The organism is Pseudomonas putida, from assembly GCF_028682455.1.
GTDB lineage: Bacteria > Pseudomonadota > Gammaproteobacteria > Pseudomonadales > Pseudomonadaceae > Aquipseudomonas > Aquipseudomonas putida_AA.
Window position 1 is genome coordinate 80946 of the sequence record NZ_JANHLD010000003.1, and the last position, 19520, is coordinate 100465.

Below are 19520 nucleotides of genomic sequence, written 5' to 3' on the forward strand. Positions count from 1 at the left end.
AATACAGAACTCTGAACCCCAAGCCACTGGCTCCCATGACCCGGTATGTGGCATGACCGTGAGTAACGACAGCCAGTTCAGCACGGAATATGAGGGGCAAAACTACCGGTTCTGCAGCCAGAAATGCCAAACGACCTTCAGGGCAGCGCCCGAGCGTTATCGAATATCTCAACTGAAAATCGAACCAGTCCCTCAGACAACAACAGAACCGTTAACGGGTGCCGCTGAATACACATGTCCCATGCATCCGGAAATTCGCCAGATCGGCCCCGGCGTCTGCCCTAAGTGCGGCATGACCTTAGAGCCGGTGATTCCCGAATTGGAGGAAGAAGAGAACTTAGAACTCAAGGACTTCACCCGGCGCTTCTGGTGGACATTGCCACTGACAGTGATCGTAACCGTGCTGGCTATGGGTGGCCATGCCCTGGTGCTGTTCCATGGCACCACGCAAAATTGGGTCGAGCTGGGATTGGCTACACCCGTCGTGCTGTGGGCTGGCTGGCCGTTTTATGTGCGTGGTGTGCGTTCGGTGATTCAGCGAAGTCCGAACATGTGGACGCTAATCGGCCTCGGCACGGCGGCGGCCTTCCTTTACAGCGTCGTGGCCACCCTGACCCCCGATGTATTCCCCAGCAACTTCATGATGGAGGGCCGCATCGGTGTGTACTTCGAAGCGGCGGCTGTGATCATCTCACTGACCCTTCTCGGCCAGATGCTTGAACTCAAGGCTCGCTCGCAAACCTCGGCTGCCATCAAGTCGCTGCTTGGACTGGCACCCAAAACTGCCCGACGGATCAATGCCGATGGCACGGAAGAAGACATCCCTCTGACACACGTACACAGCGGCGACACGTTACGTGTGCGACCGGGCGAAAAAGTGCCTGTCGACGGTCAGGTGTTGCAAGGCGAAAGCGCTGTAGATGAGTCGATGCTCACCGGCGAACCGATACCGATCATGAAGAGAGCCGGCGACGCGCTGATTGGCGCCACTCTCAACATCCACGGCAGTCTGGTGATGCAGGCGCAGAAGATAGGGTCGGCGACCCTGCTCGCACAGATTGTGCAGATGGTTGTGCAGGCACAACGCTCAAAAGCGCCAATGCAACGGCTGGCAGACGTGATTGCCAGTTACTTCGTGATTGTGGTGATTGCTATCGCCGCGCTGACTCTACTCGGCTGGGGGCTGTGGGGGCCCGAGCCAAGTTGGGTGTTCGGACTAATCAACGCTGTCGCGGTCATGATCATCGCCTGTCCCTGTGCCCTTGGCCTAGCGACACCAATGTCAGTCATGGTTGCCACCGGCAAGGCTGCTGGCAGTGGAGTATTGTTTCGCGATGCCGCCGCCATCGAAAACCTGCGCAAGATAGACATCTTGATAGTCGACAAAACTGGCACCCTCACTGAAGGTCGACCAGCGTTCCATAGCGTCGAGGCCGTACACGGATTTACTCAGGATGAAGTGTTGCGCCTGGCCGCAAGTCTCGATCAGGGCAGTGAGCATCCATTGGCCCACGCCATCGTCGAGCAGGCTCGTGCCGCAGGGCTAAAACTGGTGACACCTGAAACCTTCGAGTCAGCCTCAGGTATCGGTGTAAGCGGTCAGGTGGAGGGTCGCCGCCTGATGCTAGGCAATACCGCGTTGATGCAGGAGGCGGGCGTTTCCACCAAGAGCTTGCAAGTACATGCCGAGAAGCTACGCGGCGACGGTACGAGCATCATGTACCTGGCAGTCGATGGCGCCCTGGCTGGTTTGCTGGCTGTTGCCGACCCCATCAAACCCACCACGAAGCTGGCCGTAGAGCGTCTGCAGGCGGATGGCGTCAAGGTCATCATGGCCACTGGCGATGGCCTTACGACTGCTCGCTCGGTAGCTCGCCAATTGGGTATCGAGGAGGTTCACGGCGAGGTCAAACCGCAAGATAAAGAACGTCTGGTGGCATCTCTGCAACAAGCCGGACACCGGGTGGCGATGGCCGGCGACGGCATTAATGATGCCCCCGCACTGGCTCGCGCTGATGTAGGTATCGCCATGGGCACTGGCACTGACGTGGCGATGAACAGCGCTCAGGTCACCCTGGTCAAGGGTGATCTGCTCGGTATCCTGCGTGCTCGCAGCCTGTCAGTCGCAACGGTGAGAAATATGCACCAGAACCTGATCTTCGCCTTCCTTTACAACGCCATGGGTATCCCACTGGCTGCCGGCTTGTTCTTTCCACTTACCGGTCACCTTCTGTCACCGCTCATTGCCGCACTGGCCATGAGCGTGAGCTCGGCGTCGGTAGTATTCAACGCCTTGCGTCTGCGCCAGGCTTCCATTGATTGAGTGAAAACGACCGCTTGACCTTGCCATGGCAGCAAGGTTGAGGATAAGCCAACGCCGCAGAAAAGCCTCATGCGTCAGTCTTTCCATGATCAACTTTGTTGTGAGGAGTCACCAATGGAAACTGTTGAACTGCAAGTCCAAGGCATGAACTGTGGTTCATGTGTCAAACATGTCACCGAAGCGCTGCGCCCAGTTGAAGGCGTGAGTGACGTAGCAGTGGATTTACAAGCCGGACGGGTGAAGGTCAGCGGCGATTCGGACAGCCAAGCGCTGCTTGCGGCCCTGGAGAACGCGGGCTATCCAGCACAGCTGGCGACAGTGGAAAGCGTAGCGAGTAATAAAAGCTCCGGCTGTGGCGGGAACGGCGGCGGTTGCTGCTGCCGGTAAGCATTTTTTATAAACAGGAGAACTCCCATGAATGCCAGTCTGCGAATTGTTGCGTTCACGACACTACTCATGACCGGAGCGGCACAAGCCGCTGAAGTCATCGACGTTTACCGCGATCCTAACTGCGGCTACTGCAAGGCAAACCATCTCAGCTCTATCGCTACCATCATGACGCTTTAGTAAAATGCTTGAAGCGTCGTCATCAAAGGTCATCCTGCTCTTCCCGAATGTCGACTTCGCCCATCGCTCCTAGGTAAATTTTGCGACAAGGAAGCTGGTGATGAGCCCGTTTTCGAAAAGCACCCTGGGAATATCGCCAAACAAACTCGACACTTCCCATTTCTCTGTGAGCGGCTTCACTGCCTCTGCTATTAATGAATCGAGGTCGAAGTCCTGCGTTGCAACAAAGGGCCCCGCGCGGTCGTAATTCTCAAAAATGCCCGAGGCAATGCAGATGACTTCGCCTGCCTTGACGATCATGACACCACCTCGAAGCCATTCAGGAGGGTTCGCCAGTGGAAGAAGACCACGACCATTACTGTGACCCTCGCGGGGTGAAGTGGTGCATCCCCTCTGCAAGCCGCAGAAACTCACGCAGGCTTGCACGTCCATTACCCCTCTGGAACGTAGCGATGACGTACCTGGAGTTGACTGTAGTAAGTACCCAAAATCTGCCCTCGCGCTCCGCTTTAATCACGTCAGATGTTCGGATTAGATGACCATCGCTGAACCGACCATACTGGTCTTTACGGTTGTGACCAAACACTACGCCTATGCCCGCTCGGGCTTTGATCGAGGCGCCGCAGAGATACGCGGTGACGGGTCTATCGAAGCCTTGCGCCTGGGCTTTTATGATTCGTGTTAGGTCGAATTCTGTGTGGCGCTTACCATGAAAATTCAGATCAATCATGTTCAGCATTGTTGCATTCCGTTGGCGGTGTATACGGCTTAACCAGGAATTCCACACGGAACCATCCGAGCTGGTAGCGTGCAAGAATCCTGGTTAGTCTCAGGCTGATCGAATCATGTTTGCGTGATAGATAAAACGAAGGTTGCTCAGTGCATCGCAACTGAAGCCAGGCTGGTGTGAGCTGTGGTATTCGGAGCCTGTCTCGACCTCCAGCAGGCACACAACGCACTCGTTTTCGTCTTCGCCAAGTGTCACTTTCGTCAATACCTCCATCCGCCATCCCGCAGTCCCGTTCATGTGCGCCGGCGTGACTACCTGAACGTCAGTGATGATCGTATCGGCGTCTTGGGCGATCAGGATTTGCTGCAGGCGAGGCTCGTTGTCGACCATCAGAACCGCCTCGCTGATTCGCCCCCGTTGCTTGGCCTGGATGGTGACGTGATACCAGTGAGTACGTAGCACTCTAGAAATCTGATGCCATTGGCACTGACCTTCGCCAAACATACCCGGCAGGCCGAGCATGTCGTTGTCGTGTGTTCTGAACATCGTATGTCCTTGGGACTCAAGGGGCTCCGATGCGGAGCGTGGTTAGCAGAAAGAGAAAACGTCCTTCAGGGTTGCGGGCTGTTCGTGACCAGGGCCAATTAAGGCGTAAACGGTGTTTCTGGTTTCGAACAGAACACCTTCGTTGAGGCTGGTGCACATGGTCGAACGAACCCAATCGCCACGCTCGAAACGGCCCTGGCTGTCCTCGGCCACGCTGTGAGCAAACACGACCATCGGGAGCTGGCCCGTTGCATGAACCTTGGAGAGCTCTGCGGGGGTGACTTCGATGTGAAATATTGTCCAGTCCCGAATCAAGCAGTATGGCTTTTGGGGGAAACGCTGGCTCACCAAGGCTCGTGCTTCTGAGCTGCCAGACAAGCCCTCTCGGGGCGTCCGTGGCCCTTTCATAAAATCGGGTTCTACGACGCTAGCCATAAGGCATCCCCTCAGTAATTACCATCAAATTGACAATTCCAACCCTCGCTACCTACTGCTCACGACGGCTTGGCTGATCCACAACAGCGCTCCGTTCCCTAGGCCGAGGCGCATGGGCAAAGCCATTAAACCTCTACACAAGCCCGAAGGCAATCATAATGAACCTAATTGGGCGTGTTATGGCGCTTCCGAGTGTGGCTTTATCCTCAGATTTGATTGGGGAAAAAACCGATGGATGCGGCAGAAGCACTGGCTGTCGTGGTTCGCGGGATTCGCAGAGGCCAAGGTTTGTCCCAAGAGGACATCAACAATCTCGGGCGCTCTCATTTCAGCCGGATAGAGCGGGGGGAAGTAAGTATCGGACTCGATGTCTTGGTGAAGCTCGCCGGAATCCTAGGCCTCGATCCGGCTACGCTCCTGCTTATGGCGACCTCCATGCAAAATCACGAATCATTCAAAGAAGGTCAAAAACGTCTTTCGAAGCAGCTGGCAAGGATCAGAAAGGCAGGGATTGACCTTGAGATTGAGTCGCAGGCTCGGGTTGGGAAGCCACGTCCTGGTCGACCAGTTCGTCCGGAGGCGGCTATTAATGCCATTGAGGCCAATCGATTGAAGCAGTCGGGAATGCCTGTCGCTGAGATCGCGGAAAAGTTGGGGCTTTCAGAAGCGACTGTTCGTAGGTATCTGAAAACAACCAAGCCCGAACAGCCGTGATCTTTGAATGACCAGCGCCAGGCTGAAAATGTCCCAAGAAGGTTTGCTGTGGAAGACTGCCCTGAGCCATCTTGGCCCCACAGAATTGCATCAATTCGTGGTCGGCTTATGGGTAGAAGCAGGGCCTTCCGCCCGAGCAACGGTCGAGTATCTGGACGCCGAGCACGTTGGCGATGAGGTGCTGAGCATACTGAGAGATGTCCAAACTCATGTGGGCGCGGTGGTACCTTACAGGCCGGTTGAGTCAGACAGAATCGCGATCTATTCCGCTCACGCGGAGCATCTTGCCGACAAGTTGTTGCAGGCCATGCCAGTCGGAAAGCTGCCGCCCAGCTTGAAGGGTGTAAGGCTTGAGATTGATCTGGGAATGTAGATCGAGCACCGCGTGAGTCACACATGCTCCCAGAGGACGCACTGGAGCAGCCATCCTAGTAGAATTGTCGAGCTAATTGCCGCGCCTTTGAGATGTCTATGAACCCTGATTTAACTGAAGAAGAAATGCGACACGCCCTGTTTGGTACGGCTCAGCCCGAACATCAGGTGGCTGCTCCTCAAGTACAGGAGTCTTTGCTAGACGTTGTGCCTACAACGCCGGTAGTAGCTCCCCTAGTCAAGAAGAGAGCAGCAAAAGCGTTTACGCCCAGACTGCGAGTCACACTCCGGGTTGGGAACGAGTTTGAGGGGAAAATGATCGAGGTGACTCACGAGGCTGATACGTTGAGCTCGTTGCTTGCCGAGCAAGAGGCTGTGAAAGCTGCCAGAAAGAAGTACAAATATGTCGAGGTCGTATCAGTCAGATCGATGTAGAGGCCCTAGTTGAACTACTTAGGCGAATGGCAGCGCTTATAACATCTTCATATTTCGAACATGTCCAGGGCTGATCTAAAAACGGGTAATGTTCAACTTTCGAATCAGGGACGACTTACATGGCTTTGGAAATCCGTACGGCATTGGTGGTTGATGCTGTAGCCATCCAGCGCATTTACGCCTCCATCGTTTCAACAACGGCCATCTCGTTCGAGGAGATTCCGCCAAGCACTGAGGAAATCGCTCAGCGAATAGCGACAACGCTTCAGACATATCCTTACTTGGTGGCCGAAGAAGGCGGGGAGATCAGAGGCTATGCGTACGCAAGCCAACATCGAGCCCGTCCGGCCTATCGATGGGCCGTGGACGTGACGGTGTACATAGCCGAATCGGCTCGCCGTCAGGGCGTTGGCCGTGAACTCTATGAGGCTTTGCTTCCGATTCTTGAAAGGCAGAGGTTTCGAGCAGCTTACGCCGGAATTGCGCAGCCCAACGAGGGCAGTGTGGGTCTGCACGAGTCTCTGGGGTTCATCCATATCGGGACATATCCAGAGGTAGGCTTCAAGCTAGGGAAATGGCACGACGTCGGCTACTGGCGACTCGGGCTCTGCCAAGCCACCCCTCCGTTGGAACCTATTCTGTTCCCCCAGCTTGAGGTCGTATCACAGTAGGTGCCGATGTACGTCGCGGCTATCCGGCTGTGGTAGTGGATTGCCTTGTTCTTGCTTGGCCACATCTCGGGGAGAACGATCCGCAACGGTCATCGAATGCAAGTGACTAGCCGTGCGCGTTCTTCAGACCGTTCAATCGCACGTTCGCCCTTTGCACAGCGGCCATTTTTTCAGGCCGCTTCATGCGTTTCCACTTTCTGATGTCATCCTTACTTCGCCCGCAACTCACACACAGATCACCACTCAGCTGGCAAACCGAGATACAGGGATTTTCGATTTCTTTAGCCATTGTCAGTTACCTTTGAGCGCGCCTGGTTGAGCCAGACGATGTTTCCAGTCGCCACCATGGCTACGCTGGCACTCTTCCTCAGAGTCAAATCGGACGTAGCGGTCTGACAGGTTCAAGCTGATGTTGGCCTCCTTCAACGCGGTGGTAGTTAACTCAACAATGCGCGCCTTCGCGTGAATTTGGGCGAGCTTCCTATCAGCCAGCGTTTCGAACACCCAAATTACTTTCAAGGTTTCAGTCAGGGCATTCAGGTCAGCGGTATGGGTGAGCCAGGTAAAGCCTTCGATCTCATCTTTTGCTGTTTCGCACGCTTCGGTGAGCGTGGCAATTAACCGGCGTTCGATGCGCGCTAGCTCACGCTTCCCTGGTGGCATTGGGGTTCCTATGAAATCAATGGTAGGAAGATGGTGGATCAGACAGGTCGAAACTCGACCGTTAGGTGGCTTACTTCGTGAACAGGCTTGAGTCGTTCACGAATGCTTTCAGCGTTCGCAGTGGCTTTGCCAAGCACGCTTACGATAGCCGCATGCGCTTCTGGCCCGACCCGCCAGACATGCAGATCTGTAATGGTTGCATCACCTGGCTTCTCAACCAGCTCTCGAATTTCCTCTGCAACGTGCTCATCAGTTTGATCCAGCAGTACAGCAGAGGTCACACCCATCAAGCTCCATGCCCAACGCGCAATAACGATGGCCCCGACAATGCCCATTACCGGATCCAGCCATACCCATCCGAGATACCGGCCAGCTAGCAGTGCAGCAATTGCCAGGACGGAGGTCAGAGCGTCCGCTATTACATGGACGTAAGCTGATTTCAGGTTGTTATCGTTTCCGTGATGCCCATGCCCATGCCCATGATGATCATGCCCATGACTATGACCATGGCCCAGCAAAAGCGCGCTTACAATGTTAACGATCAAACCTACAATTGCGATGATCGTAGCGGTTCCGAACTGAACCTCTGTAGGCTGCAAAAGACGCATGACCGACTCTACGGCGATTACCAAGGACACAATGCCGAGAATGAGCGCCGACGCAAACCCACCCAGGTCTCCAACCTTTCCCGTACCAAAGCTGTAACGCTTGCTGGAAGCGTGGCGTTTTGCGTATCCGTAAGCAGCCGCAGCAATGCCCAAAGCACCTGCATGTGTCGCCATGTGAAAGCCATCGGCAAGTAAAGCCATGGAGCCAGTGATATAGCCGGCGGTGATTTCGCCAACCATCATCACCACCGTGAGCGCTACAACCCAGAGGGTACGCTTGGCATTTTCTTCGTGCGCTGACCCAAGGAACACGTGGTCATGTACGTGGTTAATCTCGATATTGGGGCTGCTACTCATGGACATGTACCTGGATTCTTCACTTGGAATAGCGGCGAATGGCTTCAAGAAGCTCTTCGACACCCTTATTGCGCTCTTCATCACTGAGTGATGGGTTCGCTACATGCTCTCTGGCGTGATCCTCAATAATTTCGTCCATCAAGCCGTTGATGGCTCCTCGTGTGGCAGCTACGAGATGCAATGTTTTCGCGCAATCGGCATCCGACTCCAGTGCACGCTCAACGGCTTGGATTTGCCCCGCGATGCGTTTCACGCGCTTGAGAAGATCGTCTTTGTTTGAAGCTATATGGCCCATGAGAGAACCCCCTTTAACTGTGCATACACGCATCATAGGTATACCCCCTATACCTATGCAATCACCGTTTAACGGAAAGCTCATAAACGGCTCTTTGCTGAAACTGAGGCTTCAAATTGGAGGAAGGGCGGAACAGGATGACCAGGATCTGCTATTGGCCGCTCGTTGCTATCATCGTGACAAGGCGAGCAGGTCAAACGAGATGCAATTGCTGGTCAGTTCGAATTCAAACGGTGGCTAAGTGGAGTGCGAATGGCACTCCAGGCCCACGTACTTCGGGTGGGATCAAATCCTGCGACCATGCTCATCAATTACGACTTTGCCGTCCTCTTTGACAAAGCTTCCACGCTGCTCTTGTGGTAGCAGGTCTAGGACTGCCTCTGACGGGCGACACAAGCGTGTGCCCAACGGCGTCACAACGATGGGGCGATTAATCAGGACAGGGTGAGCCATCATGGCATCGATGAGCTGTTCGTCCGTCAGCGATGCATCACCCAATCCCAGCTCTTCGTACGGAGTTCCTTTGATACGCAAAAGAGCCCGCACCCCGATACCCATATCCCCGATGAGCCTGACAAGTGTGGTGCGATCAGGCGGGGTCTTCAGGTACTCGATAACCGTCGGCTCTTCTCGGCTGTTACGAATCAACTCCAAGGTATTGCGAGAGGTGCCGCATTCGGGGTTGTGGTAGATCGTGATCTGGCTCATATCGCTTCCTCGTGCTGACGTTAGATGGAGCGCTGGTTGACGCGTTTGGACAGCTCTTCGGCGGACTCTTTACGCTCGGAGTACCGATCAACCAAATAATCCTGGCGATCCCGCAACAGCAGGGTGAACTTCATCAGTTCTTCCATCACGTCCACGAGACGGTCGTAGTATGAGGAGGGTTTCATACGGCCTGCTTCATCGAACTCGGTGAACGCCTTTGCCACCGAAGATTGGTTAGGGATGGTAAACATCCGCATCCACCGTCCAAGTACCCGCAGTTGGTTAACCACGTTGAAGGATTGGGAGCCGCCACAGACCTGCATCACAGCAAGGGTTTTGCCTTGCGTAGGTCGTACAGCACCTATCGCCAGCGGAACCCAGTCAATTTGGGCTTTGAATACTGCACTCATGGAGCCGTGACGCTCAGGGGAGCACCACACCTGTCCCTCAGACCATTGCATCAGCTCGCGCAGCTCAGCGACCTTGGGATGTGTATCGGGTGCGTCATCCGGAAGCGGCAGACCCGATGGGTCAAAGATCTTGGTTTCAGCACCAAACTCATTCAGCAGGCGTGCCGCCTCTTGCGTGACTAACCGGCTGAATGAGCGCTCTCGCGTTGATCCATACAGCAGAAGAATGCGAGGTTTATGGAGCGAAGGCGTACGAGGCGACAGTTGCTCCAGCGAAGGAATGTCGATCAGGTCGGCGTGTACGTTCGGCAATGTATCTTGCATAAAAACTCCTACGGCGGCGCCAGGTTGGGCACCGCCTCGGTTGATCTTTAAAGCGAACCGATGCGATTCAGTTCAGCTTTCAACTGTTCAGCGCTGATGGTCTTCAGTGGCAGCGCAAGAAATGCGCTCACGCGCTCGTGAATTTTGGCGAGTGTGGTTTCAAACGCTGCGGTGATCTCGGCTTCCGACCCGCTAGCGTCAGACGGGTCGGCCAGCCCCCAATGCGCCTTCAAAGCTGGCCCAAAGAAGATTGGGCATGCCTCACCCGCTGCCCGGTCACAGACAGTGATCACGATATCTGGAGGCGAGCCTTCAAAAGCATCCGAAGCCTTGCTGCTCAAGCCCGCAGTGGAGGTACCCGCCGCCTCCAGCGTTTGCAATGCCCGTTGATTCACCCGGCCACTGGGAAAGCTTCCTGAACTGACGGCTTCTACACCCTCGGGCGCCAAGTGGTTGAAAAGCGCCTCTGACAGAATGCTGCGGCAGCTGTTGTGGGTGCACATGAACAAGACTTTCATCAGACGATTCCTTGATTCAAAAACTGAGGCGCAGTGCCAGGGCGGACAATGTGGCGACGAGGATGGGCACGGTCAGCATGATCCCGGTCTTGAAGTAGTAACCCCAGCTGATCGTTATATTTTTCCGGGCGAGCACGTGCAGCCACAACAGAGTTGCCAAGCTCCCAATTGGGGTGATCTTCGGGCCCAGGTCGCAGCCGATGATGTTGGCGTAAACCATCGCTTGCTGGACAACACCATCGACTTCGGCGGCATGAATGGATAAGGCGCCTACCAGAACGGTGGGCATGTTGTTCATGATCGAAGACAGCAACGCTGTCAGCAGCCCTGTACCAAGGGACGCGCCCCAAACGCCATAACCGGCGAACACGTTCAGGATCTGCGCGATGTGGTCGGTCAGGCCGGCGTTCTTCAGGCCATAAACAACCAGGTACATACCCAAAGAAAAAATCACCACCTGCCATGGCGCCTCTTTGAGCACTTTGCTTGTATTGATGGCGTGACCACGAGCCGCGATGACGTAAAGAATGAATGCACAGACCGCTGCAATGGCGCTGATTGGCACACCCAATGGCTCAATGGCAAAGAAGCCGATCAGGAGAAGTGCCAACACCCACCAGCCGGCTACGAAAGTGGCCCGGTCGTGGATTGCCTCGTCCGGATTGTCCAGTTGGTTGAGGTCATAGGTCTTTGGTAAATCCTTGCGGAAAAACCACAACAGCATGGCTAACGTCGCTGCCACGCTGACGATGTTTACCGGCACCATGATCGATGCATATTCGTTGAAGCCTATATCGAAGTAGTCGGCAGAAACGATGTTGACCAGGTTGGAAACCACCAGCGGTAAGCTCGCCGTATCGGCGATAAAACCGGCTGCCATGACGAATGCCAACGTAGCCGCGGGAGAAAAACGCAACGCCAGCAACATCGCGATCACAATGGGTGTGAGGATCAATGCTGCTCCGTCATTGGCGAACAGGGCCGACACCGCTGCGCCCAGCAGGACGATAAATGCGAACAGCTTGCGGGTGCTCCCGCCTCCCCATCGGGCCACATGCAGCGCAGCCCATTTGAAAAAGCCTGCCTCATCAAGCAACAGACTAATAATAATGACCGCGATGAACGTTCCGGTAGCGTTCCAGACTATGCGCCAAACCTCTGGTATGTCGGCAAGGGTAACGACACCTGCCAGCAACGCCACGATGGCACCAAACATCGCACTCCAGCCAACTCCAAGCCCCTTGGGTTGCCAGATGACAAGGACGATGGTGACGATAAAGATCAATACGGCAATCAGCATTTCATTAATCCGGTTGGGCGTGAATCAGCTACACACGGCTTGGTTGATCGGACGGTCGTTCATGCCGCAGAGGCGCTTAGCCTCGGTTTCCAGCCATTGCTGATTGGCGTCTACCACTTCCTTCAAAACTGCAGTCACCCACGCGGGCAAATCAGGATTCAGTCGGTAGTACACCCATTGGCCTTGGCGACGATCCAACAGCAAACCGGCAGAGCGCAGCAGCGCCAAATGACGAGAAATCTTCGGCTGACTCAGGTCGAGTGCTGCCGTTAGCTCGCACACACACAGCTCACCTTCACTCACGACAAGCAGCGAAATTTTTGCTCGAGTGTCATCAGCCAGGCACTTGAATAAGGTGGTGGGGTTCATGGGTTCTGTCATAGATCCTCCAGGTGTTTGGTTTTGACCAAAACGAAGAGCTTGATGCGCTCGTGGATGTCGTGGAGCGTATGGCGAAATGCGCCAGGATCATCGCTAGTTACTGGGTCGGGGAAATCCCAGGCAATGACTTCACCTGCACTGGGCATTGGAAGGCACTCGCTTGCGGATTTATCACAAAGAGTGATTACGTAATCGAATCGATCAGCTTGAAACTCGCTGATGGCCTTGCTGCGCAGGCCCGTTGCATCGACTCCAACTGCCTCCAATGCCTGAGTCGTGCGCAGATCAACCTCAGACGGTTCGGCTCCTGCGCTGAAGGCCTCAAAGCGCGGGTCGGTGTGCCGCAGCAAAGCCTCTGCAAGCAGGGAACGGGCTGAGTTGGCAACGCACACGAAAAGCACTTTGATAGCAGGGCTCATGGTTGAACTCGATGTATATGGAAAATCGAATATACGCTTTGGCGAATATTCGGTAAAGCGAATATGATGACTTCTGCTTCGGCTTGAGCTGTAACAGTCCATGCAAAGCGGCACACAGGAGATGAAAGGATGGAGAGGGAGATGATTATCCAGGCAACGGAAATAGCCGGAGGGCAATGGCAGCGCTTTCGCGATGCACTGAAATCTGCTGACCTTCCATCAGACGATATTGATCTTTCGGGCCGAACCTTTTTTGAGCTCACACTGGACGGTGAGACGGTCGCATGGGGAGGATTCGAAACGCATGGTACGGACGGGTTGCTGCGCTCCATGGTCGTAGAGCCGGCGTACAGATCGAAAGGGGTTGGGGCTGAAGTGCTTCGAGCCATTGAAGCAATAGCTTCCGAGCAGGGAATCGCTCGATTTCATTTGCTGACAACCACTGCGTCAGGCTTTTTTGAGCAACAGGGCTATGCAGTAAATCAACGAGGCTCAGCGCCACCTCTGATTTCTCAAACGGAGCAGTTCAGGGGGCTTTGCCCTGGCTCGGCTTGCTACATGTGCAAAGCGTTATCTGCGAATGCACGAGAATAGCTGATCACCTTGGTGATGGATTTTAGCCTCGATGCCGGCTAGATTTGGAGCTTTCTACGATCAAGGAAGGATATGAAAAAGTTCATCGCAGTAATGGGTATCTGTGTCGCACTAGGCGGTTGCGCTACGTCCCACTACACCGCAGGACGAGACTTTCCGTCGGCCAGTGTAGCGAGCATCACCAAAGGCAAAACGACGACTACTGAGTTGAAGTCCCTGTTTGGTGAGCCCTACGCCAAGAGTGCTGTCAGCGAGACTGACGAAAAGTGGATCTACACCTACACCAATGGCTCAGCCCATGCCCAAAGCTACGTGGTCACCATGAAGGTGACGACTACGGGCTCTCAGAAAACTCTCGACGTTTTGATTCGTAATGACGTGGTCATTAACTACACGTTCAGCGAAGGCCCCGCTCCAGGCACTACCACTGCGACGAACTGAGTTCGCCACCTTGCCATTGGACGACCCACCGCGCTCAGTACGTTGTTGATGGAGCAAGCTCATGGACAGAACATATGCTTTCGTGGATGAGTCCGGGAATTCCGACCTTGATATGTCAAAGGGAGGAAGCTCGGGCTTCTTCATCGTGTGCTCCATTCTGGTGGCAGAGAAAGATCTGGAAGCTGCTTATGCCCAAGCTGAAGCACTCCGCATGCGTCATTTTCAAAAAGGTGAGATCAAATCCAGCAATCTAAAGCCGAAGGATTCAGATCGCCGTGCCCGAATCCTCAACGAGCTAGCTGAGCTGCCTTTCAAGCTCTATTTCACCGTCGTTGATAAGTCCCGAATTCACAAAGACGGCGGCCTCCGTATCAAAACCTCGTTCATAAAATACGTGAACGGGTTGCTCTATGAACGTTTGTTCCGCGCATACCCTGACCTCCAGATGATCGTAGACGAGCATGGTGGCCAGGAATTTCAGGAGAGCCTCAAAAGCTACGTTGCAGAACGATTCGTGGACGACCTCTTTGGCGATAAGGATGCCTTCCAGACGATAGCCAGTAAGGACAACGTTTTGGTTCAGGTCGCAGATTTTTTTGCTGGCTCAGTGGCTCAGATTTACGAGGAGAAAGCATCGGAAGAAGCAGTTCTTGCCTATAAGAAGATCCTCCGCAGCCTGACTCTTGGAATGCTGGAGTGGCCATCCAAGTACCAGTCTCTTCTGCCGCCACCAACGAATGAGGCTGGATATGCAGACTATCAAATACACCAGGAAGCTTTACGCCAAGCAGACCATTTTAGCGAGCGCGTTGAGGAGCATCCTGATGAGAATGAGCACCTGCAGCTAAGCATTTTACGATTCTTGAGATTTCAGAGCGAATTCGTCACCAAAGACTACGTGCCAACTGCAGAGATCATTGCCCACCTCAAAGATAGTGGCTTCGGAGAGGTCAACGACCAGAGAATTCGCTCCAGTGGCGTTGCAAAACTTCGCGACGCGGGGGTAATTATCTCTAGCGCCGTTAAGGGTTATAAAATTCCCCAAACACGTGCGGACATTAATGACTTCCTAGAGCGGGCATCAGGCATCGTCGTCCCTCTTCTCGAGCGCGTTAAAAAGGCACGAGAGGTGTATCGGCTGAGTAGTCGAGGAGAATATGACATCGTGACTGCAGCCAACCTGACTGAGCTAGCCAAGCTGCTCGCTGCGCTCGAGGCATTTGCAGATGACTGAACTCAGTCATGGCCAGGAACCTCACCAGGCTGCATTAATACAGGATGAAATCCTAGAGATCCTGAAAGAAGCCAAGGTGCTCGCGCGTAGATTCTATCGCCTCACCGGCAAGCCGCTGGGCGTGACCGGCGAGGTGGCAGAGTACGAAGCTGCTACTAGACTCGGGCTGTCACTACATCCAGCAAGGCAAGCAGGTTACGACGCTACAGAGACGCTGGAAGATGGCGTCGCGAGAATCCAGATCAAGGGCCGCTGTATCCTGAACCCGCTAAAGATTACAGGCCGTATGGGTGCAATTGATCTACGACAGCCCTTCGATATTGTGCTTTTGGTGCTGCTTGATTCTGAGTTCAACGCATTTGCAATGTACGAAGCGAGTCGTGCCAAGGTAGAGGCAGCGCTGACCTTGCCTGGGTCGAAAGCCAGAAATGAACGTGGAGCGCTGGCTATTAGGCAATTCATGTCGATAGCTAGCTTGCGCTGGGCTCGCCAAGAGCCCAGCGAATCAGAAAGTTAACTGCCAACTAGAGTCGAGACCTAGTGGTAGGGTGCTCTGAGATGCAAATTTAATGTCCCCAATACGGCACATTAACCGTCATTTTTAGGCTTAATGACCCTATCTGGGGACATTACGCTGAGCAACGGAAGACAGACAAAGGTGACTACAACTCCTACCTCAGCCTGCAACCATAAAAAGCCAACCGTAGTTATATTATAGCTTTATGAAAAAAAGGTTGTAATGTAGTTCCACGCGCAGAAAAAATAATAGTCGATGTAATTCGCTACAAAGCTAGGTGCCGCAAGTGATAGGAAGTAATGGACAATCGCTGCGTACAGACAGAAACACACAGTCCAAGCAAGCCAGTAAACTGTACGTCCGGAGGATATAGGTTTTTCAACCAAACGCTTCCAGTCGTCCGCAGACATGAAGTTGTAGATCTTCTTCCGCCATCCTTCTCGACTGCTGTCAGCAAGGCTGTTAAAACGCAAGGTGGATAGAGTGTTGATAGCTATGCTCAATATGAGAAGCGCAGAAACGCCGAGATACAGAATAGTGGTTGCTGTATCGGCTACGCCTGTAGTCGCTATCGGAGTCTTGAGAGCTAAGACAATACCCGCCACCGCGAAATCACGCCAGAGAGCTGATATTAAATCCCTTGTCGCAGTTTGTGTCTTATTAACCTCTTCCTGCAAACCCTTGCGCAGATCCCCCAGGCTTTTGACAGCCTCTTTGCTTTGATCCTGGAGATGAAAGGCGAACGCTTCCTTGGCCCCGGAGAGACTATTTTTTAATAGCGTCGTTGAGCCAGATGGCCATGTTGTCCCACTGCTCCAGTTGATAGCAATGTGGTTGTTGAAAAGTTGAAATTTCGTTTCAGACTCCCTAGGGGTAGAGTAGATCCACTGGCAGGTGTCGTGAAGTGTTTCAAACTTGATATCAGCCCAGTTAATAGGCTTGTCTATAGGTATGGGAAGCGAGCGCCCACCTCGGAATATTACGTGAGTCTCATCATCTTCCTTGCGAATCTCAGCAGGCAAGCAAAATGAAAGCTTTTCCACCGCCACGCGTTTCCAGGCTGTAAAAGGTTCGCTTTCACCAATTGGCTCAGCAGTTAGCAGCCATGGCTCAAGCGACGGAGGGGTAAGGGAGTGGGTAAGATCCCGTACCATCTTCCAAGGCTTTTCAGGATGTTGAGTGGCAGTCGGTAAATTTTTATCTCCACCCATTTCTTTCACTAGAAACTGATGGGTAGAAAACTCAAAGGTTTCTCCTGCAACCCACACACACATCTTTTTCTGTGAGTTCTGTGTTGAAAATTGATTTGTTCTCAGCCAATTTTCGAAACCTTTAATGGTGAGAAAATAACACCAGCCATCACCCGCTGGCTTTTCCAGGATGACTGTTAGTCTGTCATTTTCCACATCCGCTAAATCGAAATCTTGGATTTCTATGCTATCGGAAACTTCTCCAAAAAGCTCTATTGTTCCGATGCCCTCAGAACCAACACGCAAGGTAAGATCTTTCAATTCTCGAACAAAGTCGGAGGATGTAACGCTTACTTCATCAATTCGAAGAACAGTTGCGGTTTCGACCTGCGCAGCACCACCCGACGCTGAAAGTCGCTCAAAGAAGCTGCGGAGCTCCAGCGCTAGATGCTTCATGATTCACGCAAGCGACTTGTACGAATAGTAATGACAGTCTCATCCTTTCCATTTTCAATAGTTAAGCTTCCCTTTGCCCGTGCAGGCATATTGATGGTTATGCCTTCACTTGTTACGTATTTCTTTGCCTCATTGGTAGGTAACTCATCCTCATCATATGAGAAAACCTCGCCAGTCAAATTTAGGCCTTCCAATTCCTTGTCGAAGGTTGCCCGAATTTCATCCTGACCATTGATGCCAAAAAAATCTGTGAAAAACTCATCGACTTCAAAGTCTTTACGTTTCTTTGCAATCTCAACGACTTTCTCAGCGACTTTTGATGTTATAGCAGGAGGCAAATCACCCAGGTGTGTCCTTACAGTTTTTTTGATTGCCTTAACCAAATCTACTGTCATTTCCTTTGAGTTCCGTAGACGCTCAACTCCTAGAAATTCCTTGAAGAAGTCACTGATTCCCGAGCGACTCATTTTATCAATGATCACTACTTCTGAGTCTTTGGAATCCAAATCAATAAGGGCTGATTTCTGAAGCGCCTTTGGTGATTCAGTAAAATTGTTGGTGACGGCTTGAAGTATCGCCTGGGCACCCTTGGTTTCAAATGTCACAACTTTTTCAGAGTCATACTTTATTAAGGAATAAAATTTTTTAGCGCCTGTAACTAAACCAATTACAATCAATACGCCTGACTTCATTCGTTTATCGCCAAGGCGATGAAATTGCCGCGCCAAGCTTTTGGAGATATCGACAAAATTCGACTCGCCCTTTTCCCAACTATTTAGCTTGGCCTTTACTTGGGATATTTCAGCGAAAGAAAACTTATTTCCCTTGAGGGTTTCTTTGATGCGGTCAATGAAGAACGGCTCGAAGGTGCTTAAGGGGGTGTCGTCAAAAAGTATCGGATCATCGGCGCGATGGTGCACCACGTGAAAAATGAAATTCTCGATTTTCAGGGCGTCGATTTCTTTATCAGTAAGAGTGGCCAAGTTGAATCCTCATCCTTGCTGGTGGCTACATGCCATTAAAATTAATCTAAGCACCTTTCCAGCGTTATGCATAGCACCCACCCCAGGGCATAGCACGCGAACAACTGTATGAATATACACCTACAGGAAGCAATTGGCTGCCCTATGCTCCACCCAGGATTACTTGTCCGATGGAAGGGTCACTGGTGAGCGTGTTCTAGCGCCCATGAAAGCTGAAAACCTAGGTTGCATTTTCATTAATGCGTTTTTTGCTTTTTTGTAAAAGCACAGATTGATTTTATTTTTTTACCATGGGATGCTTCGCCTCATCTGACAGGAGATCCATCCCATGAACGACATTATTGCGCTCATCGAAAACGCCGCGAAGACGAAGAATGACCTGGCGTCCGCATCTATCCGCATGCCCAAGGAGCTCTACTCCTTCATCGAAGGTTTGGCTGATCAGCTCGACCTGAGTCGCCAGGAGACAATGCTGAAACTGCTCGAGAAGGGGGTTGAAGCTGCCAAGGCTGCTCTGAAGCTTGATGACAAAGAGCAAGCGGCGGTAGACATCGAGCTACTCGAACCATCGAGCTTCCACCTTCTGAACACGAACAAACGTCATTCATTGGAAGACCATGACCGTATGCTGAGCGAGGGTAGCGCAGCAGCTTTTTATGCCCCTTGGAAGTACAACATTGACCGTATACAAAAAGGTGATGTGGTCTTCTTGTACGAAAATGGCAAGGGGATCGTCGCCTTCGGCCAAGGTACTGGCGAAACTGAAAAGCGTGAGCATCACGGCTATCTCGAAGAGTGCCATTTTCAGCGTTTGACGGATTTCACCATCTTGGATAAGCCGATTTCAGCTGCGGAGATCAAGAGGGCGGTGCAGAAGAACGTCGTTTTCTTGCGCACGATGTCTCCTATGCCAGATGGCCAGTTGCTGCTGAATCTGATCCAGAAGCGCTCCGAGTGAAGCCTAATGGGGCCTAGTCAAAAACCATCCCAACAGAGACCAGGATCGGCTCGGTACGTTGCAGGGGAGCCAACTGCACAAGGTCAATCTCTCCCTGAGTCTGCTCAGCGCATCTCTAAAGGTTGGGATAGTACAGAGCCTACAAACACAACACCTGGGTTGTATTTATAGAATACGAAAAGATAAGTAATTTACGGCTGGACTACCCAGTATTTACTGAGTATTTATGCCATCATGGCCGGACGGACAGTACCCTTACGAACAATTTACGCACCACATAATGGTTCAAGTCCGTGTGGGCCCACCAAATACGAAAAGCCGCGCATCTGCGCGGCTTTTTCGTTCTTGCGATTTGCCTGCATCGCAGCCGG

The 19520-nt window shown here is 52.8% G+C and carries 27 protein-coding genes and 1 pseudogene; 12 read left to right on the top strand and 16 right to left on the bottom strand.

Annotation, left to right across the window (positions count from 1 at the left end; all coding sequences use genetic code 11):
- Window positions 1-52: 52 nt before the first annotated feature.
- The 3 genes and pseudogenes from NPS58_RS17500 to NPS58_RS17510 form a co-directional block, all read left to right on the top strand.
- On the top strand, window positions 53-2323 hold the full coding sequence (locus tag NPS58_RS17500; protein WP_425313097.1) for a heavy metal translocating P-type ATPase: 2271 nt from the start codon (window positions 53-55) through the stop codon (window positions 2321-2323).
- A gap of 114 nt (window positions 2324-2437) precedes the next feature.
- Complete coding sequence (locus NPS58_RS17505; RefSeq protein ID WP_274116608.1) at window positions 2438-2710, top strand: heavy-metal-associated domain-containing protein; 273 nt, start codon at window positions 2438-2440, stop codon at window positions 2708-2710.
- Window positions 2711-2737: 27 nt separating this feature from the next.
- Window positions 2738-2851, top strand: a pseudogene (locus NPS58_RS17510) (DUF411 domain-containing protein); the annotation flags it as partial.
- Window positions 2852-2959: 108 nt separating this feature from the next.
- On the opposite strand, the gene NPS58_RS17515 reads toward NPS58_RS17510, so the two are convergent.
- The 4 genes from NPS58_RS17515 to NPS58_RS17530 form a co-directional block, all read right to left on the bottom strand.
- Window positions 2960-3190: a hypothetical protein gene (locus tag NPS58_RS17515; protein WP_274116609.1), complete on the bottom strand. Its 231-nt coding sequence runs from the start codon at window positions 3188-3190 to the stop codon at window positions 2960-2962.
- A gap of 55 nt (window positions 3191-3245) precedes the next feature.
- Window positions 3246-3629: a hypothetical protein gene (locus NPS58_RS17520; RefSeq protein WP_274116610.1), complete on the bottom strand. Its 384-nt coding sequence runs from the start codon at window positions 3627-3629 to the stop codon at window positions 3246-3248.
- 90 nt (window positions 3630-3719) lie between these two features.
- Entirely contained in the window at window positions 3720-4166 is a 447-nt protein-coding gene (locus NPS58_RS17525; protein WP_274116611.1) for a hypothetical protein, read from the bottom strand.
- A gap of 42 nt (window positions 4167-4208) precedes the next feature.
- Window positions 4209-4574, bottom strand: coding sequence for a DUF6957 family protein (locus NPS58_RS17530; RefSeq protein WP_425313098.1), 366 nt, complete (start codon window positions 4572-4574; stop codon window positions 4209-4211).
- A 258-nt stretch (window positions 4575-4832) separates the two neighbouring features.
- Between NPS58_RS17530 and NPS58_RS17535 the strand changes: the two genes are divergently transcribed.
- The 4 genes from NPS58_RS17535 to NPS58_RS17550 all read left to right on the top strand — a co-directional run bounded on the left by NPS58_RS17535 (window position 4833) and on the right by NPS58_RS17550 (window position 6793).
- Window positions 4833-5315 (top strand): helix-turn-helix domain-containing protein, encoded by a 483-nt coding sequence (locus NPS58_RS17535; protein ID WP_274116613.1) that lies wholly within the window; start codon window positions 4833-4835, stop codon window positions 5313-5315.
- Window positions 5316-5322: 7 nt separating this feature from the next.
- Window positions 5323-5688, top strand: a complete 366-nt coding sequence (locus NPS58_RS17540) for a hypothetical protein (protein ID WP_274116614.1) — start codon at window positions 5323-5325, stop codon at window positions 5686-5688.
- Window positions 5689-5786: 98 nt separating this feature from the next.
- Window positions 5787-6122, top strand: coding sequence for a hypothetical protein (locus tag NPS58_RS17545; RefSeq protein ID WP_033038730.1), 336 nt, complete (start codon window positions 5787-5789; stop codon window positions 6120-6122).
- 119 nt (window positions 6123-6241) lie between these two features.
- Window positions 6242-6793 (top strand): arsinothricin resistance N-acetyltransferase ArsN1 family B, encoded by a 552-nt coding sequence (locus tag NPS58_RS17550; protein WP_274116615.1) that lies wholly within the window; start codon window positions 6242-6244, stop codon window positions 6791-6793.
- Window positions 6794-6899: 106 nt separating this feature from the next.
- Here NPS58_RS17550 and NPS58_RS17555 read toward each other — a convergent pair whose 3' ends face one another.
- From NPS58_RS17555 to NPS58_RS17600, 10 genes are all read right to left on the bottom strand, one after another.
- The gene (locus NPS58_RS17555; RefSeq protein ID WP_274116616.1) at window positions 6900-7082 is read right to left on the bottom strand and encodes a DUF1289 domain-containing protein; all 183 of its coding nucleotides are present in this window, start codon (window positions 7080-7082) and stop codon (window positions 6900-6902) included.
- Window positions 7083-7084: 2 nt separating this feature from the next.
- Window positions 7085-7456: a hypothetical protein gene (locus NPS58_RS17560; protein WP_274116617.1), complete on the bottom strand. Its 372-nt coding sequence runs from the start codon at window positions 7454-7456 to the stop codon at window positions 7085-7087.
- A 38-nt stretch (window positions 7457-7494) separates the two neighbouring features.
- Complete coding sequence (gene dmeF / locus NPS58_RS17565) at window positions 7495-8421, bottom strand: CDF family Co(II)/Ni(II) efflux transporter DmeF (protein WP_274116618.1); 927 nt, start codon at window positions 8419-8421, stop codon at window positions 7495-7497.
- Between the two features lie 19 nt (window positions 8422-8440).
- Window positions 8441-8716: a metal/formaldehyde-sensitive transcriptional repressor gene (locus NPS58_RS17570; RefSeq protein WP_274116619.1), complete on the bottom strand. Its 276-nt coding sequence runs from the start codon at window positions 8714-8716 to the stop codon at window positions 8441-8443.
- Window positions 8717-9001: 285 nt separating this feature from the next.
- On the bottom strand, window positions 9002-9424 hold the full coding sequence (arsC, locus tag NPS58_RS17575; protein WP_274116620.1) for an arsenate reductase (glutaredoxin): 423 nt from the start codon (window positions 9422-9424) through the stop codon (window positions 9002-9004).
- A 20-nt stretch (window positions 9425-9444) separates the two neighbouring features.
- The gene (gene arsH, locus NPS58_RS17580; RefSeq protein WP_096143209.1) at window positions 9445-10158 is read right to left on the bottom strand and encodes an arsenical resistance protein ArsH; all 714 of its coding nucleotides are present in this window, start codon (window positions 10156-10158) and stop codon (window positions 9445-9447) included.
- Window positions 10159-10205: 47 nt separating this feature from the next.
- On the bottom strand, window positions 10206-10676 hold the full coding sequence (locus tag NPS58_RS17585; RefSeq protein ID WP_274116621.1) for an arsenate reductase ArsC: 471 nt from the start codon (window positions 10674-10676) through the stop codon (window positions 10206-10208).
- Between the two features lie 16 nt (window positions 10677-10692).
- Complete coding sequence (locus NPS58_RS17590) at window positions 10693-11976, bottom strand: arsenic transporter (protein ID WP_274116622.1); 1284 nt, start codon at window positions 11974-11976, stop codon at window positions 10693-10695.
- Between the two features lie 24 nt (window positions 11977-12000).
- A complete protein-coding gene (locus tag NPS58_RS17595; RefSeq protein WP_060708143.1) occupies window positions 12001-12357 on the bottom strand; it encodes a metalloregulator ArsR/SmtB family transcription factor in 357 nt (118 codons plus the stop codon).
- Window positions 12354-12776 carry an arsenate reductase ArsC gene (locus tag NPS58_RS17600; protein WP_274116623.1) on the bottom strand — a complete coding sequence of 141 codons (423 nt, stop codon included), beginning with the start codon at window positions 12774-12776 and terminating at the stop codon, window positions 12354-12356. The genes NPS58_RS17595 and NPS58_RS17600 overlap by 4 nt, the downstream gene beginning before the upstream one ends.
- Before the next feature lie 141 nt (window positions 12777-12917).
- On the opposite strand from NPS58_RS17600, the gene arsN2 reads away from it, so the two are divergent.
- From arsN2 to NPS58_RS17620, 4 genes are all read left to right on the top strand, one after another.
- A complete protein-coding gene (arsN2, locus tag NPS58_RS17605) occupies window positions 12918-13370 on the top strand; it encodes an arsenic resistance N-acetyltransferase ArsN2 (RefSeq protein WP_274116624.1) in 453 nt (150 codons plus the stop codon).
- Window positions 13371-13442: 72 nt separating this feature from the next.
- Window positions 13443-13811, top strand: a complete 369-nt coding sequence (locus tag NPS58_RS17610) for a hypothetical protein (RefSeq protein WP_274116625.1) — start codon at window positions 13443-13445, stop codon at window positions 13809-13811.
- 61 nt (window positions 13812-13872) lie between these two features.
- Window positions 13873-15045 carry a DUF3800 domain-containing protein gene (locus tag NPS58_RS17615; RefSeq protein ID WP_274116626.1) on the top strand — a complete coding sequence of 391 codons (1173 nt, stop codon included), beginning with the start codon at window positions 13873-13875 and terminating at the stop codon, window positions 15043-15045.
- Entirely contained in the window at window positions 15038-15562 is a 525-nt protein-coding gene (locus NPS58_RS17620; RefSeq protein ID WP_274116627.1) for a hypothetical protein, read from the top strand. The genes NPS58_RS17615 and NPS58_RS17620 overlap by 8 nt, the downstream gene beginning before the upstream one ends.
- A 203-nt stretch (window positions 15563-15765) precedes the next feature.
- Here NPS58_RS17620 and NPS58_RS17625 read toward each other — a convergent pair whose 3' ends face one another.
- Both NPS58_RS17625 and NPS58_RS17630 read right to left on the bottom strand, forming a co-directional pair.
- Complete coding sequence (locus tag NPS58_RS17625) at window positions 15766-17208, bottom strand: hypothetical protein (RefSeq protein ID WP_274116628.1); 1443 nt, start codon at window positions 17206-17208, stop codon at window positions 15766-15768.
- Entirely contained in the window at window positions 17205-18191 is a 987-nt protein-coding gene (locus NPS58_RS17630; RefSeq protein ID WP_274116629.1) for a nucleoid-associated protein, read from the bottom strand. Before NPS58_RS17630 ends, NPS58_RS17625 begins: the two co-directional genes overlap by 4 nt.
- A gap of 328 nt (window positions 18192-18519) precedes the next feature.
- Between NPS58_RS17630 and NPS58_RS17635 the strand changes: the two genes are divergently transcribed.
- Window positions 18520-19149, top strand: a complete 630-nt coding sequence (locus NPS58_RS17635; protein ID WP_274116630.1) for a hypothetical protein — start codon at window positions 18520-18522, stop codon at window positions 19147-19149.
- The last annotated feature ends 371 nt before the right edge of the window (window positions 19150-19520 follow it).

Excerpts from the sequence above, each read along its gene's own strand:
- NPS58_RS17540 (WP_274116614.1), top strand. The coding sequence starts at position 5,323 with ATGACCAGCGCCAGGCTGAAAATGTCCCAAGAAGGTTTGCTGTGGAAG.
- arsN2 (WP_274116624.1), top strand. The coding sequence starts at position 12,918 with ATGATTATCCAGGCAACGGAAATAGCCGGAGGGCAATGGCAGCGCTTT.
- NPS58_RS17535 (WP_274116613.1), top strand. The coding sequence starts at position 4,833 with ATGGATGCGGCAGAAGCACTGGCTGTCGTGGTTCGCGGGATTCGCAGA.
- NPS58_RS17595 (WP_060708143.1), bottom strand. The coding sequence starts at position 12,357 with ATGACAGAACCCATGAACCCCACCACCTTATTCAAGTGCCTGGCTGAT.
- NPS58_RS17610 (WP_274116625.1), top strand. The coding sequence starts at position 13,443 with ATGAAAAAGTTCATCGCAGTAATGGGTATCTGTGTCGCACTAGGCGGT.
- arsC (WP_274116620.1), bottom strand. The coding sequence starts at position 9,424 with ATGAGCCAGATCACGATCTACCACAACCCCGAATGCGGCACCTCTCGC.
- NPS58_RS17620 (WP_274116627.1), top strand. The coding sequence starts at position 15,038 with ATGACTGAACTCAGTCATGGCCAGGAACCTCACCAGGCTGCATTAATA.
- NPS58_RS17500 (WP_425313097.1), top strand. The coding sequence starts at position 53 with ATGACCGTGAGTAACGACAGCCAGTTCAGCACGGAATATGAGGGGCAA.
- NPS58_RS17520 (WP_274116610.1), bottom strand. The coding sequence starts at position 3,629 with ATGCTGAACATGATTGATCTGAATTTTCATGGTAAGCGCCACACAGAA.
- NPS58_RS17590 (WP_274116622.1), bottom strand. The coding sequence starts at position 11,976 with ATGCTGATTGCCGTATTGATCTTTATCGTCACCATCGTCCTTGTCATC.
- NPS58_RS17615 (WP_274116626.1), top strand. The coding sequence starts at position 13,873 with ATGGACAGAACATATGCTTTCGTGGATGAGTCCGGGAATTCCGACCTT.
- NPS58_RS17625 (WP_274116628.1), bottom strand. The coding sequence starts at position 17,208 with ATGAAGCATCTAGCGCTGGAGCTCCGCAGCTTCTTTGAGCGACTTTCA.
- NPS58_RS17550 (WP_274116615.1), top strand. The coding sequence starts at position 6,242 with ATGGCTTTGGAAATCCGTACGGCATTGGTGGTTGATGCTGTAGCCATC.
- NPS58_RS17530 (WP_425313098.1), bottom strand. The coding sequence starts at position 4,574 with ATGAAAGGGCCACGGACGCCCCGAGAGGGCTTGTCTGGCAGCTCAGAA.
- dmeF (WP_274116618.1), bottom strand. The coding sequence starts at position 8,421 with ATGAGTAGCAGCCCCAATATCGAGATTAACCACGTACATGACCACGTG.
- NPS58_RS17560 (WP_274116617.1), bottom strand. The coding sequence starts at position 7,456 with ATGCCACCAGGGAAGCGTGAGCTAGCGCGCATCGAACGCCGGTTAATT.
- NPS58_RS17525 (WP_274116611.1), bottom strand. The coding sequence starts at position 4,166 with ATGTTCAGAACACACGACAACGACATGCTCGGCCTGCCGGGTATGTTT.
- NPS58_RS17545 (WP_033038730.1), top strand. The coding sequence starts at position 5,787 with ATGAACCCTGATTTAACTGAAGAAGAAATGCGACACGCCCTGTTTGGT.
- NPS58_RS17570 (WP_274116619.1), bottom strand. The coding sequence starts at position 8,716 with ATGGGCCATATAGCTTCAAACAAAGACGATCTTCTCAAGCGCGTGAAA.
- NPS58_RS17585 (WP_274116621.1), bottom strand. The coding sequence starts at position 10,676 with ATGAAAGTCTTGTTCATGTGCACCCACAACAGCTGCCGCAGCATTCTG.
- NPS58_RS17555 (WP_274116616.1), bottom strand. The coding sequence starts at position 7,082 with ATGGCTAAAGAAATCGAAAATCCCTGTATCTCGGTTTGCCAGCTGAGT.
- NPS58_RS17505 (WP_274116608.1), top strand. The coding sequence starts at position 2,438 with ATGGAAACTGTTGAACTGCAAGTCCAAGGCATGAACTGTGGTTCATGT.
- NPS58_RS17515 (WP_274116609.1), bottom strand. The coding sequence starts at position 3,190 with ATGATCGTCAAGGCAGGCGAAGTCATCTGCATTGCCTCGGGCATTTTT.
- arsH (WP_096143209.1), bottom strand. The coding sequence starts at position 10,158 with ATGCAAGATACATTGCCGAACGTACACGCCGACCTGATCGACATTCCT.
- NPS58_RS17600 (WP_274116623.1), bottom strand. The coding sequence starts at position 12,776 with ATGAGCCCTGCTATCAAAGTGCTTTTCGTGTGCGTTGCCAACTCAGCC.
- NPS58_RS17635 (WP_274116630.1), top strand. The coding sequence starts at position 18,520 with ATGAACGACATTATTGCGCTCATCGAAAACGCCGCGAAGACGAAGAAT.